Source organism: Pseudomonas sp. Pso3, assembly GCF_055393275.1.
The window spans coordinates 2,514,327-2,528,115 of sequence record NZ_AP043687.1; the positions used below are offsets into that span (position 1 = coordinate 2,514,327).

The following is a 13,789-nucleotide window of genomic DNA, read 5'->3' on the forward strand; positions in this document are numbered from 1 at the left end:
GCGAGCGGGCGTGTGACGGGCGTTACCTAGGCTTCGATACCCTCGCTCAGCTGGACGTTCAAACTGCGCAGGGCATTCCAGTACTCAGGATAGGTCTTGCCGACGCATTCGGGGTCCAGAATGCGGATGCCTGCCACCCTCAGGCCGGCCAGGGCGAAGCACATGGCGATCCGGTGGTCGGCGTGGGTCTCGATCACGGCATCGGTCCGGGTACCGGCCAGGGCAGGATCGGCCGCCACCAGCAGGTCGTCACCCTCGACGCTGGCGAGACCGGCGCGAATGGCGTTGAGGCCGTCGTGCAGGGCCGCCACCCGGTCGCATTCCTTCACGCGCAGATTGGCCAGGCCCACGAAGCGCACGGGGGTTTCGTTGAAGGCTGCCAGGACCGCCAGGGTAGGAATGGCATCCTGCATCTGCGAGCCGTCGATGACCGCCGGCAGCCGAGGGAAGGCGGCGATGTGGTCGAGGGCCTTGGCATCGGGCTGGGTAAAGGCGTCGTCGGCCACCCCCAGGTCGATGGTTCCGCCGGTGAGAGCCTGGGCTGCCCAGAGATAGGTGGCGGCGGAGGCGTCCGGCTCGATGAAGTAGTCCCGTGCGACGTAGCCGGTCGGGGCGACCCGCCAGGTGGCGGCGTCCAGCTGCTCGACCTGGGCGCCGAAGGCGCGCATCGCCTCGACGGTCAGGTCGACATAGCCGCGGGCACCGATGTCGCTGCCGCGCAGGGCGACGTCCACCGGTTCGCTGCCGAGCGCGGCCAGCATCAGCAGGGCGGAGACGTACTGGCTGGACAGGCCGGCATCCACCTCGAAGCGGCGCGCGGTGAGACGGCCCTGGCCGGTAACGGTCACCGGCGGGCAGCCGCTCGGCGCCTCCACCTGGATGCCATTGGCGCTCAGGGTCTCCAGCAGGGGACCGATCGGCCGCTTCTGCATATAGGTGTCACCGGTCAGGGTGACGGCGCCGTCAACGGTGGCCACCGCCGCGGTCAGGAAGCGCACCGCCGTGCCGGCATTGCCGAGAAACAGCGGTGCTTTCGGTTGCTGCAGGCGCCCGGAGCTGGTCACCACGAAGGTAGTGGCGTCGGGTTCGTCGACGGTGACACCCATCTGCCGCAGCGCCTCGGACATGTGCCGGGTGTCATCGCTCTTGAGAGCGCCGGTCAGGCGGCTGGTGCCCTTGGCCAGCGCTGCCAGCAGCAGGGCGCGGTTGGTGATGGACTTGGAACCGGGTGGGGCGACCCGTCCATGTAGCGCGACGTTGGGCGGGGTGACGGTGATGTAGGGTCTGGCGGACATGGGGGCTCCAAGCAACTTCGCGACGGCCACAACGGCGGATCGTAATGGGGGCGCCATGATGCCATTTCAGACCGCCCAGGCCAAAGCACCCGTACTTTAATACCACCCCTATAGGGACCGTGGCTTTCACCTGATACCTCTATTGTCACGAACAGGTCATCAAGGCGGGGTAGTGCTAGCCTTTTTCCGCCAGAGGCCGTTGCCATGTCCCTTATCCGTCCCGATCGTCGTCGCGTTCTGCAAGGCCTGGGTGCCACGCTGCTGTTGCCCGCCCTGGGCCAGCGAACCTGGGCCGCACCGGCAGGGCGCCCGGGAATACCTGATGGGGTCCAGGCGGGGGATGTCACCGGCGGGCAGGCGCTGATCTGGAGTCGGACGGATCGTCCGGCGCGGATGCTGGTGGAGTGGGATACCCAGGAGAGCTTTCGCTCCCTGCGCAAGGCGACGGGTCCCGTCACCACGGCGGCCCAGGACTACACGGCCCGCATCGACCTGGCCGGGCTGCCGGCCGATCAGCGCATCTTCTACCGCGTGCGCTTCGAGGACGTAGACAGCGGCACGCTCAGCGAGCCCGTCATCGGCCACCTGCGCTCGGCGCCCAGCCAGCGCGGCGATATCCGCTTCGTCTGGGGCGGCGACACCGTGGGGCAGGGCTTTGGCATCAATCCCGACATCGGTGGCATGCGCATCTACAACGCCATGCGCGAGCGGCGGCCGGACTTCTTCCTGCACAGTGGCGACACCATCTATGCCGACGGCCCGGTCCCGGCCCAGCTGACGGTGGAAGAGGGCCGCATCTGGCGCAACCTCACCACCGAGGCCAAGAGCAAGGTGGCGGAAACCCTGGACGAATTCCGCGGCAACTATCGTTACAACCTGATGGACGCCCACCTCAAGAGATTCAACGCCGAGGTGCCCCAGGTGTGGCAGTGGGACGACCACGAGACCACCAACAACTGGTCGCCGAGCAAGACGCTGGACGATCGCTACCAGGTCAAGGACATCAATGTCCTGAGCGGTCGGGCCCGCCAGGCCTTCCTGGAATACGCGCCCATGCGGGGCGTCTCGGCCGACGGGGCAGGGCGCATCTATCGACGGATCGCCTATGGCCCCCTGCTGGATGTCTTCGTGCTGGACATGCGCAGCTATCGCGCCGGCAACGACAGCAACCTGGGTAGCGAGGAGGGCGGTCAGGGCGCCTTTCTGGGTCAGGAGCAACTCGACTGGCTGAAGAAGGAGCTGCAGGCGTCCAAGGCGACCTGGAAGGTGATCGCGGCCGATATGCCCATCGGGCTGCAGGTCCCGGATGGCAAGGACGCGCAGGGCCAGGCGCGCTGGGAGGCGATCGCCAACGGCGATCCCGGAGCCCCCAAGGGGCGCGAGCTGGAAACGGCCGACCTGCTGCGCTTCATCGCCCGGCAGGGGATCCGCAACACCGTCTGGCTTACCGCGGACGTGCATTACTGCGCCGCGCACCACTATCACCCGGACAGGGCGGCCTTCCAGGATTTCGAACCCTTCTGGGAATTCGTGGCGGGGCCGCTGAACGCCGGCAGCTTCGGTCCCAACCCGCTGGATGCCACCTTCGGGCCCGAGGTGGTGTTCCAGAAGGCGCCGCCCCAGGCCAACACCTCACCGCTGAGCAACTTTCAATTCTTCGGGGAGGTGGAGATCGACGGCAAGACCGCCGAATTGCAGGTCACCCTCAGGGATCAGGACGGCCGTCCGCAATTTACCCAGAAGCTACAGCCCCTAAATAGCAATACCACCCCTATAGCATAAATACAGTTAGTGATGATCCTCTGCACAGCTATCAAGAAGAGGCCCAAGTTCTTGTAAATGCTACAATCTGGTAGATATCAGGTTGGAGTTGGCCATGCACGAAGACATCAAGAGCGCGTTCGAAGACCTCAAGCGGAGCATCGCCATCTTCAATGAACGCTGGCCCGGGAAGGTGATAGCTGCCCGGGTCTGGCGGCTGCCGCTGCTGGCCCAGCAGCGGGTGCCTGACCACATCGCGGCGGAGTCCTTCGAGGGCAGCGCCGCGGTGGAACTCACCCGCGATGCCTTGCTGGCCTTTCACCTGCAACCCGGCCAGGCACCGGGTACGGTCAGCCGACTGCCCGGTTATATCGCCCTGGCCGAGCCGCTGATGGAGGAGATCCTGGCCATCAATACCTGCAAGGCCGCCTTCAGCGCGGCGATCGAGCAGACACGCCTGGAGCTGGAGCTGGCGCCGGAGGCGCGGCCCCGGATCATGCGCAAGGCCCTGGGGGGCGCCTTCAATACCAAGCAGCTGATCCGCAAGGTGCATGGCTTTCCCGATCCGGTCCGGCAGCTGACCTTTACCTGGGCCGGGCATACCGCGGGAGGAGAGCGGGTCAAGGTGGCCAAGGTGCGCGAGCAACTCAAGACCCTGGCCATGGCCCGCGCCGACCGGGAGCGGATCGCTCTGGATCGCACTCCGGAATGGCAGGAACACCAGGCACTCAATCGCATGGCGGACGATGACATCCTGGTCCGCCACAAGAAGATCGCACCGCATCCGCGGGCGATGCTCTGGTTCGGCGAGGAGAGTCGCTATGACGCCATGATCCACGCGAACCTGCCGGTGTTCGTGGTACCGGCTCAGGACGGCATGCAGGTCGTCGATCTGCGCGACTTCGACCGGACTCAGCGCGGGGCACTGCGACCCGACATCAAGCCGCGTCGCGAGGTGCTGGCCACGCGGTTGCTGTACCTGCCCACCGATAACCCGGAACGGCCCGCCGCCCAGCGCAACAACGAGGCTACGCTCAAGCGCTCGACCTACAGTCGCTGAGCCCCGATGACGTTACCGAGCGGGTGGATGTCGTAACCAGATCCTTCATGGCCGAGTGAAAAGGTAACGAAATCCTCCGCAACAGTTGCCTGCACACCAGCCTCGAATCAGAGAAACCCAGGATTTTCAACGACTTATGAATGTTGGCACGGCGAGTGCTTTATTACTGGCACAAGAACAACAAGATGCGCCGCTAACCGCCCACAACAAGAACAAGACGGCCAAGGCTCGCGAACCGATCATTTTGGAACGCTCCAGAGCAACCAAAGTAATCTGTTCACTTCCCACCTCGTTGGTGGGGCGTACTAAAGATCGATGACGTCGACGTCCGACAACAAAAACAAGAGGACAGCAGACGTACTTGAACAGGGGAGCCTCAGGGCTCCCTTTTTTCATGCCTGCAAAAAAGTCGCTGGAGGGCAGGTAATGGCCCCTGGCACAGCGCTCAGCACTCTGCTCGTGGTCCTCGCAGTACGATTTACCGTCTGGCTTTGGCGCATCGGGCATCCGTGATCTATCGTGAGCGCAGCCCATCCGCCATGGATACCTGTCATGACCCTTGCGAAGACCCTGCCTGCCCATTGGCTGAACGAGCCGACGCGCTGGTCCGATACGGACGGCCTGCTGCATATCAGCACCGATCGCGAGACCGACTTCTGGCAGAAGACCCAATACGGCTTCGAACGTGACAGCGGACATTTCCGGGGTTATGCGGCCGGCGCGGACTTCACCGTGCAGGTGCGGATCACCGGGACCTTTACCGAGCTGTACGACCAGGCCGGCCTGATGGTGCGGCAGGGCAGCGAGCGCTGGTACAAGACCGGGCTCGAGATCAACGATGGCATCGCCCATCTGGGCAGCGTCCTCACCCTGGGGCATTCCGACTGGGCCCTCGGGCCGATGCCGGATGCGGTCAGGGGATTCTGGCTGCGCATGACGCTACACGCCGAGGTGCTGCGCCTCCAGTATTCCCTGGATGGCCAGACCTGGCCGCTGTTGCGGCTGTGCCGCTTCGCGAGCGAAGAGGGCGCGGCGCTGCAGGTCGGGCCCTATTGCTGTTCGCCGCAGCGCGAGGGCCTGGAGGTCAGCTTTGCCGACCTGCAGATCGGGCCGGCGATCGTCAAGGAACTGCACGACCTGAGCTGACCGCGCGGCGATCAGCTCATCCAGTTGCCGCCGTCGACGTTGTAGGTCTGGGCCACCACGAAGTCGCTGTCACTGGACGCCAGGAACAGCGCCATGCCGACCAGGTCCTCGGCGGTTCCCATCCGGCCGTAGGGCACGGCTTCGCCGACCAGGCGCTTCTTCTCGCCCAGCGGTCGTTGCTCGTAATGGGCGAAGAGGGCGTCCACACCTTCCCAATGCTCGCCATCGACCACGCCCGGGGCGATGGCATTGACGTTGATGCGGTGCTTGATGAGGTCGAGGCCGGCCGACTGGGTCAGGCTGATCACCGCCGCCTTGGTCGCGCAATAGACGGCCACCAGGGCTTCGCCGCGGCGACCGGCCTGACTGGCCATGTTGATGATCTTGCCGCCATGCCCCTGGGCGATCATCTGCCGGGCAGCGGCCTGCAGGGTGAACAGGGGACCTGCCACGTTGATGGCGAACAGCCGGTCATAGCTTGCCCGCGAGATCTCGACGATGGGTGCCAAGTCGAACAGGGCGGCATTGTTGACCAGGATGTCGAGCTTGCCGGCAGTAGCGACCACTTGGGCGATGGCCGTGTCGATGGAGGCCTGGTCGGTGACGTCCATGGCCAGGGCGTAGGCACGCTCGCCCAGTTCCTCGGCCGTTTCGCGGGCTCTTTCGATGTTGATGTCGGCGATGGCCACCGTCGCGCCTTCCCTGAGGTAGGCCTGGGCGAAGGCCTTGCCGATCCCGCGCGCGGCGCCGGTGATCAGGGTGCTTTTTCCTTCCAGTCTGTTCATGGTCTTGGCTCCAATCGAGAGAAGCCGACCGCGCGGTCGGCTTCTTGGGGTAGAAAGGGATTACTTGAGATAGCCCGCGCGTTTCATCTCGCGGGTCGTCGAGGTCTGGGCCGCGTTGAGGGCCTGTTCGACGCTCATCTGGCCGGTGAGGGCAGCCGAGAACAGCTTGCCGACCGAGGTGCCGATGGCCTGGAATTCGGGAATGGTCACGTACTGGATGCCGACGTAGGGCACCTGCTTGGCCGAGGGATGGGCCGGGTCGGCGTGCTGCATCATTTCCAGGGTGATCTTGGCGAAGGGCGCAGCGCTCAGGTAGGCCTGGCTGTAGGTGGACTAGCGAGTGCCCGGCGGGACGTTGGAGATGCCGTCCTGCTCGGCCACCAGCTGGATGTATTCCTTGGAAGTCGCCCATGTGATGAAGGTCTTGGCCGCCTCCTTGTGCTTGGCGCTCGCCGGGATCGCCAGCGACCAGGCATACAGCCAGGACGAGCCCTTGTCGGTGACCTCATGGGGCGAGGCGGCGAAGCCGACCTCGTCCGCCACCTTGCTCTGGCTCTTGTCGGTGGTGAAGGAACCGGCGACGCTGGCATCCACCCAGAGCGCGCACTTGCCGCTGTTGAACAGGGCCAGGTTCTCGTTGAAACCGTTGCTGGAAGCCCCGGGCGGGCCGTACTTCTTCATGTTGTCGACATAGAAGTTGGCCGCTGCCGTCCACTCGGGACTCGTCAATTCGGGGTGCCACTGCTCGTCGAACCAGCGCGCGCCGAAGGCGTTGCCCATCAGGCTGAGCAGCGCGACGTTTTCCCCCCAGCCGGCCTTGCCCCTCAGGCAGAGGCCGTATTGCTCCTTGTCCGGCTGGTTGAGCTTGCTGGCGAACGCGGCGAGTTGCGACCAGGTCGGCTTGTCGGGCATCTGCAGGCCGGCGGCCTTGAACAGGTCCTTGCGGTAGTAGGTGACGGTGCTTTCGCCATAGAACGGCAGGGCATAGAGATGGTTGTTGACCGACAGCCCCTGGCGGACCGCCGGGAAGATGTCTTCGACGTCATAGCTGGCAGGCAGGTTGTCGAGCGGCTCCAGCCAGTTCTTGGCCCCCCAGAGCGGGGTTTCGTAGGTGCCGATGGTCAGGACATCGAATTGGCCACCACCGGTAGTGATGTCGGTGGTCAGCCGCTGCCGCAGCACGTTTTCTTCGAGCACCACCCAGTTGAGCTTGATGTCGGGGTGCCGTTGTTCGAACACCTGGGACAGCCGCTGCATGCGCACCATGTCGCTGTTGTTGACGGTGGCAACGGTGACCGATTCGACGGCCTGGGCAACACCGGTCAACCCGAGACCGGCCAACAGCAGCAAGGCGATAGGGCGCTTCATCTTCTTCTCTCCGTGACTGCCACAACGGGCAGCTTGTTGTTGTTATGAATGACTGGCCGCCGATATAAATCTGATCTCGACAGCGCAGCTGGAGAGGATTACAACAGCAGGGCCAAGCCGCTGGCTAACCTGGCACTGACCGATTACCGATACATTTTTGACCTGGATCGCCGAGCGCACCGATGTCAAAAAAGCATCGATAGCCAGGCCGGCCGGTGCGGGCCTACAAGAACAAGCAGAGGTGCATCATGAAGGCGACCGCCTTCCTCGAGGCGCGGCCGGCAGAGCTGGAAGTGATCTTCGCCGCGCCCGACCAGAGCTTTCGCTGGTACGAGCACGACTATCCCTACGCCTTGGCGCGCTGGAATCATCATCCGGAATACGAGATCCACCTGATCCGCCAAGGCAGCGGCCGGCTGCTGGCCGGCGACTATGTCGGGCCCTTTGCCGCAGGTCATGTGGCCATGATCGGGCCGGATCTACCGCACGACTGGATCGGTGATCTACCACCCGGCGAGGTGCTCGCTGGCCGTGACGTGGTCATCCAGTTCAACGGCGAACTGTTGCGCTCGCTGAGCGCCGTGGCGCCGGAACTGGGCGGTTATCTGCCGTTGCTTGAGCAGGCCCGACGCGGGCTGGAGTTCAGCGGCGACACGGCCCGCGAAGCGGCTGCCTTGATCGAGGCGATCGGCCAGGCCCAGGGCGCCGAGCGGCTACTCAGGCTGTTCGCCTTGCTGGGCTTACTGTCCCGGGCGCCGGGAAGCGAGAGGCTCGTCCTGGCCAGTGCCTGTTATGCGCCGGCGCTGGATGCCCGCAGTTCCGCACGGGTACATCAGGCCTTCGACTATCTGCTGAGCGAACTCACCGAGGATATCCGACTGCCGGTGATCGCCAGGCGCGTCGGCATGAGTGAGGCGGGGTTTTCACGCTTTTTCAAGAAGGTCACTGGCCACGGTTTCATCGAACTGGCGCGCAAGCTGCGCATCCAGCGGGCCTGTCGGCTGCTGCTGCAGGCGGAGCTGTCCATCGCCGCCATCTGTTTCGAGGTGGGCTATTCCAATCTGTCCAATTTCAACCGGCATTTCCGCAACGAGACCGGACGGACGCCCAGTCAGTATCGCCAGGAGCAGATCGGAACCCGGCGTCAGCAGCCGCATGGGTGAGGGCGGGCGAGGGTGGTCATGCCCTGGGCCGGTAGGCGCTCATAGAGGTAGGCGTACCTGGCCCTGGAGCGCCAGATACGCCGAACACAGCCTTATTCCGCGCTGGACGGCTTGGCCCAGAGGTTGATGTCGCCTTCGACCGCATGGGTGTCGATCTCGGCCAGTTCCTCGGCGGTAAAGCTCAGGTTGTCTAGGGCCGCGACGTTTTCCACGATCTGTTCGGGCCGACTGGCGCCGATCAGGGCGCTGGTGATGCGCGGATCGCGCAGGGTCCAGGCCAGGGCCAGCTGCGCCAGACTCTGGCCGCGGCGCTTGGCGATGGCATCCAGGGCGCGGACCCGGGCCAGGTTCTCGGCAGACAGATGGCCTTGCTGCAGCGACTGGCCACCGGGCTGATTGACCCGGGCTTCGGCCGGAACGCCATTGAGGTACTTGTCGGTCAGCAAGCCCTGGGCCAGTGGCGTAAAGGCGATCACGCCGCTGCCGATTTCCTCGGTCGCATCCAGCAGATCCTTTTCGATCCAGCGATTGAGCAGGTTGTAGGCCGGCTGGTGGATCAGCAGCGGGATCTTCCAGTCGGCCAACAGCTTGGCCATTTCCCGGGTCTTGGTCCCCGAATAGGAGCTGATGCCGATATAGAGCGCCTTGCCTTGCTGGACCGCGGTGGCCAGGGCGCTGGCGGTTTCCTCCAGTGGCGTGTGTTCGTCGAAACGGTGCGAATAGAAGATGTCGACGTAATCCAGGCCCAGGCGCTTGAGGCTCTGGTCCAGGCTGGCCAGCACGTATTTGCGCGAGCCGCCACCTTGGCCATAGGGCCCGGGCCACATGTCCCAGCCGGCCTTGCTGGAGATGATGAGTTCATCGCGGTAGGCGGCGAAATCTTCGCGCAGCAGCCGACCGAAATTGATCTCGGCGCTGCCATAGGGCGGCCCGTAATTGTTGGCCAGGTCGAAATGATTGATGCCCAGATCGAAGGCGGTGCGCAGCAAGGCGCGCTGACGATCCAGTGGCGTGGTATCGCCGAAGTTGTGCCAGAGGCCCAGCGACAGCGCCGGCAGCACGAGCCCGCTGCGACCCACGCGGCGGTAAGGAATACGGTCGTAGCGATCGGAAGCGGCTTGATAAGCCATTCAAAACTCCTCGGGATGGAATACTTGTTGGAAACCCAGGACATTCGCGCGTGGTGACACAGGCGGAGGCGCGACCATCGGGAAAGAGCTCCGGGAACGGACGCCATCCGATTAAAGCTGTCGGCGCCAGCTTGTACAAACGGCCGCTGCGGAATTTGCGCTGCAGGTGTGCGGTAAGCGGCGATCTGAATCCCTGAAGCAGTCATGTCTGGCAAACTGGCAAGGCGGTAGCGGATTTCAGAAAGCCGCCAGCGTGAAAAGGCAGACACTCGGTGCAGCGCTCCATAACCACAACTTCGCATAATGTATATTATGTTAAATTGGATATGGGCCTAGACTGACAACTGCCCTTTGCCATCCCCTCCAGTCTTTAACCTTATCCCTGATTCGGCCACCTGCTTCGACTCCGGCTTCCCTACCCTGGCCCTGTTGATCAGCGATCAGGATCTCCTTGCATGACGATCCTGAAAACGCGTCCGTTGCGAACGACGCCTTCAGGATCTCTCGACTGATCACCGGCTGCCATCGAGTCCCTAGCTCGCCAACAGCTGCTCCAGTCGCTGCAGGCGCTCCTTGTACACACGCCGTGCGGCCAGCGCGTCTTCCAGGGTTACCGCCACGAATCGCGCCTTCTGGTTGGGCTGCAGCTGGCCGATCAGATCCAGGTCGCTGCTGATGACCGTGCCGATCATGGCGTAGCCGCCACCCGACACGGCGTCTCGGTGCAGGACGATGGGTTCGAGGCCGGCCGGCACCTGGATCGAGCCGATGGGATAACAGCTGTCGACGATATTGGACGGATCCGAGCCGGCGCCAAAGGGTTGTTCGCGCGGCGTGAATTGCAACGGCCGGCCGCCCTTGAATCTGTAGCCGATGCGATCGGCTTCGGAGCCCACTGTCCAGGTATCGGCGAAAAAGGCCTCGGCGGCGTCTGCGGTCAGCCGGTGATGATAGAGCCCCGGCACGACACGCAGGGTCACCTCGCCACCGCAAGCCGGCACCAGGTCGACTGGCAACCGGATGCCAGCCTTGGCGCCTGTCGCTGGGCTTCCGACAGTCAGTTCGTCGCCCGCGGCGAGCCTTCGACCCTGGAAGCCACCGAGGCCGCCCAAGGTGTACGTCGAGCGACTGCCCAGCACCTCGGGCACGGCGAAACCGCCCGCCACGGCCAGATAGCCACGGGCGCCAGCCTTGAGGTAATCGAACTTGAGCACCTGGCCGGCGCGCACGCTGAAGGCTTCGTCCAGTGGCATTTCGGCGCCGTCCAGGCGTGGCGTCATGCGCGCGCCGCTCAGGGCGACCAGGGCGTCTTCGGTAAAGTGCAGCTCCGGGCCGAGCAAGGTGCATTCCAGGGCGGCGGCGCCGGGTGTGTTGCCCACCAGCAGATTGGCTGCGCGCAAGGCGTAGCTGTCCATGGCCCCGGACGGCGGGATGCCCAGGTGGTAGTAGCCTTCGCGACCGAGATCCTGGATCGAGGTGGCCAGGCCGGGTTTGAGTACCTTGATCATGCCGGCTCCTCCATCAGGGTGCGCGGATAGCCACGGGGATCGTCGAGAAAGGCGTCCAGGGAAAAGTCCACCGGACGGATATTCAGGGTGAAGCTACCCTCCTCTACCTCGGCCAGCATCCGGTCGTATTCGGCGCGGTCGATGGCGCGGAAACGGACGATGTCGCCGGGCCGGAAGAACACCATGTGGTCCTGCAGGTAATCTAGGCGCTGGGCCGGCTCGTAGATGGGCGCCGGCGTCACGCCGAACATCTGGTAGCCGCCGGCGCCTCGTACCGAGTAGATGCAGCCGAAGCAGCCGCCGTGGCCGAGGGTCTGCTTGGGCGTGTCGGTGCGGGGTCGCAGGTACTTGGGTACCTGCAGCTGCCGCTCGGCCTCGACCATCTGGAACATGAACGGCAATCCGGCGACGAAGCCCACCATGGAGACGAACCAGGGCGCGCCGCTGTGGGCCTCGATGAAGGCCTCGACATCGGCCAGGCCGTTGATGCGGGCGGCGTATTCCAGATCGGTAGCGGTCGGATCCTGGTGGCGATCGCGAAAGCGCATCAGCGTCTCGTGGGTCCAGGGGTCGTTGTAGAGCACCGGGATCTCGATCAGCCGCGTGGCCAGTTGGCGCTCGGCCACCGCCTGGTCTTCCACGCCCTGGACGGCGGCCAGCAGCCGGTCGGGCGGCAGGACATCGGGATCGAAGCGGATCTGGAAGGAGGCATTGGCCAGGCAGATGTCGTGGATGCCGGGCAGTTGCAGCGCCTGCACCGCACGGGTCATGGCCAGGCCACGGAAAAACGCCTCCAGGGACATGCTTTCGGACAATTCGACGAACAGGTGCTCGTCGCCGCCGAAGCTATAGCGGATCGCAGTCGTCATGCGGGAATCTCCTCGGCCAACCAGTGTTCCAGGGTACCGGTGTCGAAGCGGGCTTCGATCACCCAAGGTTCGTCCAGCAGGCGGCGATGCAGACTGGCGGTAGTAGCCATGCCGGTCAGACGCAACTGGTCCAGCGCCTGGCGAGCACGGGCCAGGGCCTCGCCGCGATCGGCGCCATGGGCGATGAGCTTGGCCAGCAGCGAGTCGTAATAAGGCGGCACTCGGTAGCCTGCATAGAGATGACTGTCGACGCGGATGCCCGGACCCTGCGGCCAGGCGAGCTGCTCGACGGTCCCGGGGCTGGGAAAGAAATTGCGCGCCGGATCTTCGGCGTTGAGTCTCAGCTCGATGGCGGCGCCCTGCAGATGGATGTCTTCCTGGCGCAGCCCCAGGGGTTCACCTCCGGCGATGCGCAACATGGCCTGGACCAGATCGATGCCGGTGACCATCTCGGAGACCGGATGCTCCACCTGGATGCGGGTGTTCATCTCGATGAAGAAGAACTCGCCGCGGGCTTCGTCGAACAGGTATTCCAGGGTGCCGGCGCCCCGATAGCCGAGGCTTTCGGCCAGGCGTACCGCGCTGGCGCAGAGAATCTCGCGCTGGGCAGCGGTAAGGACCGGCGATGGCGCCTCTTCCAGGAGCTTCTGCCGGCGCCGCTGCAGCGAGCATTCGCGCTCGAACAGATGTACGGCGCGCTGGCCATCGCCAAGGATCTGCACCTCTATATGCCGAGCGCGCTCGATGAAGCGCTCCAGATAGAGGGCGCCGCTGCCAAAGGCGGTCTGGGCTTCACGCTGGGCGATGGGAAACTCCCGCGCCAGCTCGGCGGCGTCGCGCGCCAGGCGGATGCCCCGGCCGCCTCCCCCGGCCGATGCCTTGATCAGCAGCGGATAGCCCACCGTCGCGGCTGCCGCTATGGCGGCCTCTATATCGGCCGGTTCGCCGGCAGAGCCCGGTACCACCGGGACGCCAGCCGCCAGCGCGGTGCGCCGCGCCTCGGCCTTGTCGCCCATGCGGCGGATGATGTCACCCGAAGGGCCGACGAATACGGCACCGGCCTCCTCCACCGCATCGGCAAAGGCGGCGTTCTCGGCCAGAAAGCCATAGCCGGGATGCACCGCATCGGCGCCGCTGTCTCGCAAGGCCGTGAGCAGAGCCTCTATATTGAGGTAGCTGCGATCCGCCCGCGCCGGGCCGATCACCACCACGGCATCGGCCTGGCGCGCCGCCAGCGAATCCCGGTCAGCCTCGCTGCAGGCCAGTACCGTCTCGATGTCCAGCGCCTTGGCGGCGCGCAGGATCCGGACGGCGATCTCGCCGCGATTGGCCACCAGCAGACGGCGGATGCCGCCCCCTGTCGTATTCACGAGGCGGCTCCGTTCAGGGTGGCCAGCAACTGACCCGGCTCGACCGGATCCCCGTCCTCGACGGCAAAGGCCGTCAGGGTCCCGGCGACCTCGGCGTGAACCTCGGAGAATTGCTTCATCACCTCGACCAGGCCGATCACGGTGCCGGCGGTGACGGTTTCCCCGACATCCACATAGGGCGCCGCATCGGGCGTGGGTTTGCGATAGAACGTTCCGGGCAGGGGCGAGAGCACCGAATGTTCGGCCATGACGATTCCTCTTCTAGGCAATGTTGTCGGAAAGGCAGGCGTAGCTAAGGGCAGGAGGACCCGGCGTCTTCGCGCCGGTGTCCGCA

11 protein-coding genes and 1 pseudogene are annotated in these 13,789 nt (G+C 64.8%); 4 read left to right on the top strand and 8 right to left on the bottom strand.

What is annotated here, in order from left to right; translation table 11 throughout:
• Nucleotides 1-26 precede the first annotated feature (26 nt).
• Nucleotides 27-1,295, bottom strand: a complete 1,269-nt coding sequence (locus ACZ5R1_RS11825) for a 3-phosphoshikimate 1-carboxyvinyltransferase (RefSeq protein WP_464712290.1) — start codon at nt 1,293-1,295, stop codon at nt 27-29.
• 204 nt (nt 1,296-1,499) lie between these two features.
• Here ACZ5R1_RS11825 and ACZ5R1_RS11830 point away from each other — a divergent pair, with 204 nt between their 5' ends.
• The 3 genes from ACZ5R1_RS11830 to ACZ5R1_RS11840 all read left to right on the top strand — a co-directional run bounded on the left by ACZ5R1_RS11830 (nt 1,500) and on the right by ACZ5R1_RS11840 (nt 5,262).
• Entirely contained in the window at nt 1,500-3,077 is a 1,578-nt protein-coding gene (locus ACZ5R1_RS11830) for an alkaline phosphatase D family protein (protein WP_464712291.1), read from the top strand.
• A gap of 94 nt (nt 3,078-3,171) precedes the next feature.
• A complete protein-coding gene (locus ACZ5R1_RS11835) occupies nt 3,172-4,116 on the top strand; it encodes a DNA replication terminus site-binding protein (protein WP_017640218.1) in 945 nt (314 codons plus the stop codon).
• 552 nt (nt 4,117-4,668) lie between these two features.
• Complete coding sequence (locus ACZ5R1_RS11840; RefSeq protein WP_464712292.1) at nt 4,669-5,262, top strand: DUF1349 domain-containing protein; 594 nt, start codon at nt 4,669-4,671, stop codon at nt 5,260-5,262.
• Nucleotides 5,263-5,273: 11 nt separating this feature from the next.
• On the opposite strand, the gene ACZ5R1_RS11845 is transcribed toward ACZ5R1_RS11840, so the two are convergent.
• Nucleotides 5,274-6,047 carry an L-iditol 2-dehydrogenase gene (locus ACZ5R1_RS11845; RefSeq protein WP_077172817.1) on the bottom strand — a complete coding sequence of 258 codons (774 nt, stop codon included), beginning with the start codon at nt 6,045-6,047 and terminating at the stop codon, nt 5,274-5,276.
• A 60-nt stretch (nt 6,048-6,107) separates the two neighbouring features.
• Nucleotides 6,108-7,415, bottom strand: a pseudogene (locus ACZ5R1_RS11850) (ABC transporter substrate-binding protein).
• 248 nt (nt 7,416-7,663) lie between these two features.
• Between ACZ5R1_RS11850 and ACZ5R1_RS11855 the strand changes: the two are divergent.
• The gene (locus ACZ5R1_RS11855) at nt 7,664-8,578 is read left to right on the top strand and encodes an AraC family transcriptional regulator (RefSeq protein ID WP_464712293.1); all 915 of its coding nucleotides are present in this window, start codon (nt 7,664-7,666) and stop codon (nt 8,576-8,578) included.
• A 92-nt stretch (nt 8,579-8,670) separates the two neighbouring features.
• Here the strand turns inward: ACZ5R1_RS11855 and mgrA are convergent, their stop codons facing one another.
• The 5 genes from mgrA to ACZ5R1_RS11880 all read right to left on the bottom strand — a co-directional run bounded on the left by mgrA (nt 8,671) and on the right by ACZ5R1_RS11880 (nt 13,703).
• Nucleotides 8,671-9,708, bottom strand: coding sequence for an L-glyceraldehyde 3-phosphate reductase (mgrA, locus tag ACZ5R1_RS11860; protein ID WP_007161728.1), 1,038 nt, complete (start codon nt 9,706-9,708; stop codon nt 8,671-8,673).
• A gap of 533 nt (nt 9,709-10,241) precedes the next feature.
• Nucleotides 10,242-11,216 carry a 5-oxoprolinase subunit C family protein gene (locus tag ACZ5R1_RS11865; RefSeq protein WP_044341875.1) on the bottom strand — a complete coding sequence of 325 codons (975 nt, stop codon included), beginning with the start codon at nt 11,214-11,216 and terminating at the stop codon, nt 10,242-10,244.
• Nucleotides 11,213-12,085, bottom strand: a complete 873-nt coding sequence (locus ACZ5R1_RS11870; protein ID WP_027602292.1) for a 5-oxoprolinase subunit B family protein — start codon at nt 12,083-12,085, stop codon at nt 11,213-11,215. Before ACZ5R1_RS11870 ends, ACZ5R1_RS11865 begins: the two co-directional genes overlap by 4 nt.
• Nucleotides 12,082-13,455: an acetyl-CoA carboxylase biotin carboxylase subunit gene (locus ACZ5R1_RS11875; protein WP_464712294.1), complete on the bottom strand. Its 1,374-nt coding sequence runs from the start codon at nt 13,453-13,455 to the stop codon at nt 12,082-12,084. The genes ACZ5R1_RS11870 and ACZ5R1_RS11875 overlap by 4 nt, the downstream gene beginning before the upstream one ends.
• On the bottom strand, nt 13,452-13,703 hold the full coding sequence (locus ACZ5R1_RS11880) for an acetyl-CoA carboxylase (RefSeq protein ID WP_027599349.1): 252 nt from the start codon (nt 13,701-13,703) through the stop codon (nt 13,452-13,454). The genes ACZ5R1_RS11875 and ACZ5R1_RS11880 overlap by 4 nt, the downstream gene beginning before the upstream one ends.
• Nucleotides 13,704-13,789 lie beyond the last annotated feature (86 nt).

What these genes read in the sequence shown, in the direction of transcription:
- ACZ5R1_RS11840 (WP_464712292.1), top strand. Translation starts at nt 4,669, where the DNA reads ATGACCCTTGCGAAGACCCTGCCTGCCCATTGGCTGAACGAGCCGACG.
- ACZ5R1_RS11825 (WP_464712290.1), bottom strand. Translation starts at nt 1,295, where the DNA reads ATGTCCGCCAGACCCTACATCACCGTCACCCCGCCCAACGTCGCGCTA.
- ACZ5R1_RS11830 (WP_464712291.1), top strand. Translation starts at nt 1,500, where the DNA reads ATGTCCCTTATCCGTCCCGATCGTCGTCGCGTTCTGCAAGGCCTGGGT.
- ACZ5R1_RS11845 (WP_077172817.1), bottom strand. Translation starts at nt 6,047, where the DNA reads ATGAACAGACTGGAAGGAAAAAGCACCCTGATCACCGGCGCCGCGCGC.
- ACZ5R1_RS11865 (WP_044341875.1), bottom strand. Translation starts at nt 11,216, where the DNA reads ATGATCAAGGTACTCAAACCCGGCCTGGCCACCTCGATCCAGGATCTC.
- ACZ5R1_RS11855 (WP_464712293.1), top strand. Translation starts at nt 7,664, where the DNA reads ATGAAGGCGACCGCCTTCCTCGAGGCGCGGCCGGCAGAGCTGGAAGTG.
- ACZ5R1_RS11870 (WP_027602292.1), bottom strand. Translation starts at nt 12,085, where the DNA reads ATGACGACTGCGATCCGCTATAGCTTCGGCGGCGACGAGCACCTGTTC.
- mgrA (WP_007161728.1), bottom strand. Translation starts at nt 9,708, where the DNA reads ATGGCTTATCAAGCCGCTTCCGATCGCTACGACCGTATTCCTTACCGC.
- ACZ5R1_RS11880 (WP_027599349.1), bottom strand. Translation starts at nt 13,703, where the DNA reads ATGGCCGAACATTCGGTGCTCTCGCCCCTGCCCGGAACGTTCTATCGC.
- ACZ5R1_RS11835 (WP_017640218.1), top strand. Translation starts at nt 3,172, where the DNA reads ATGCACGAAGACATCAAGAGCGCGTTCGAAGACCTCAAGCGGAGCATC.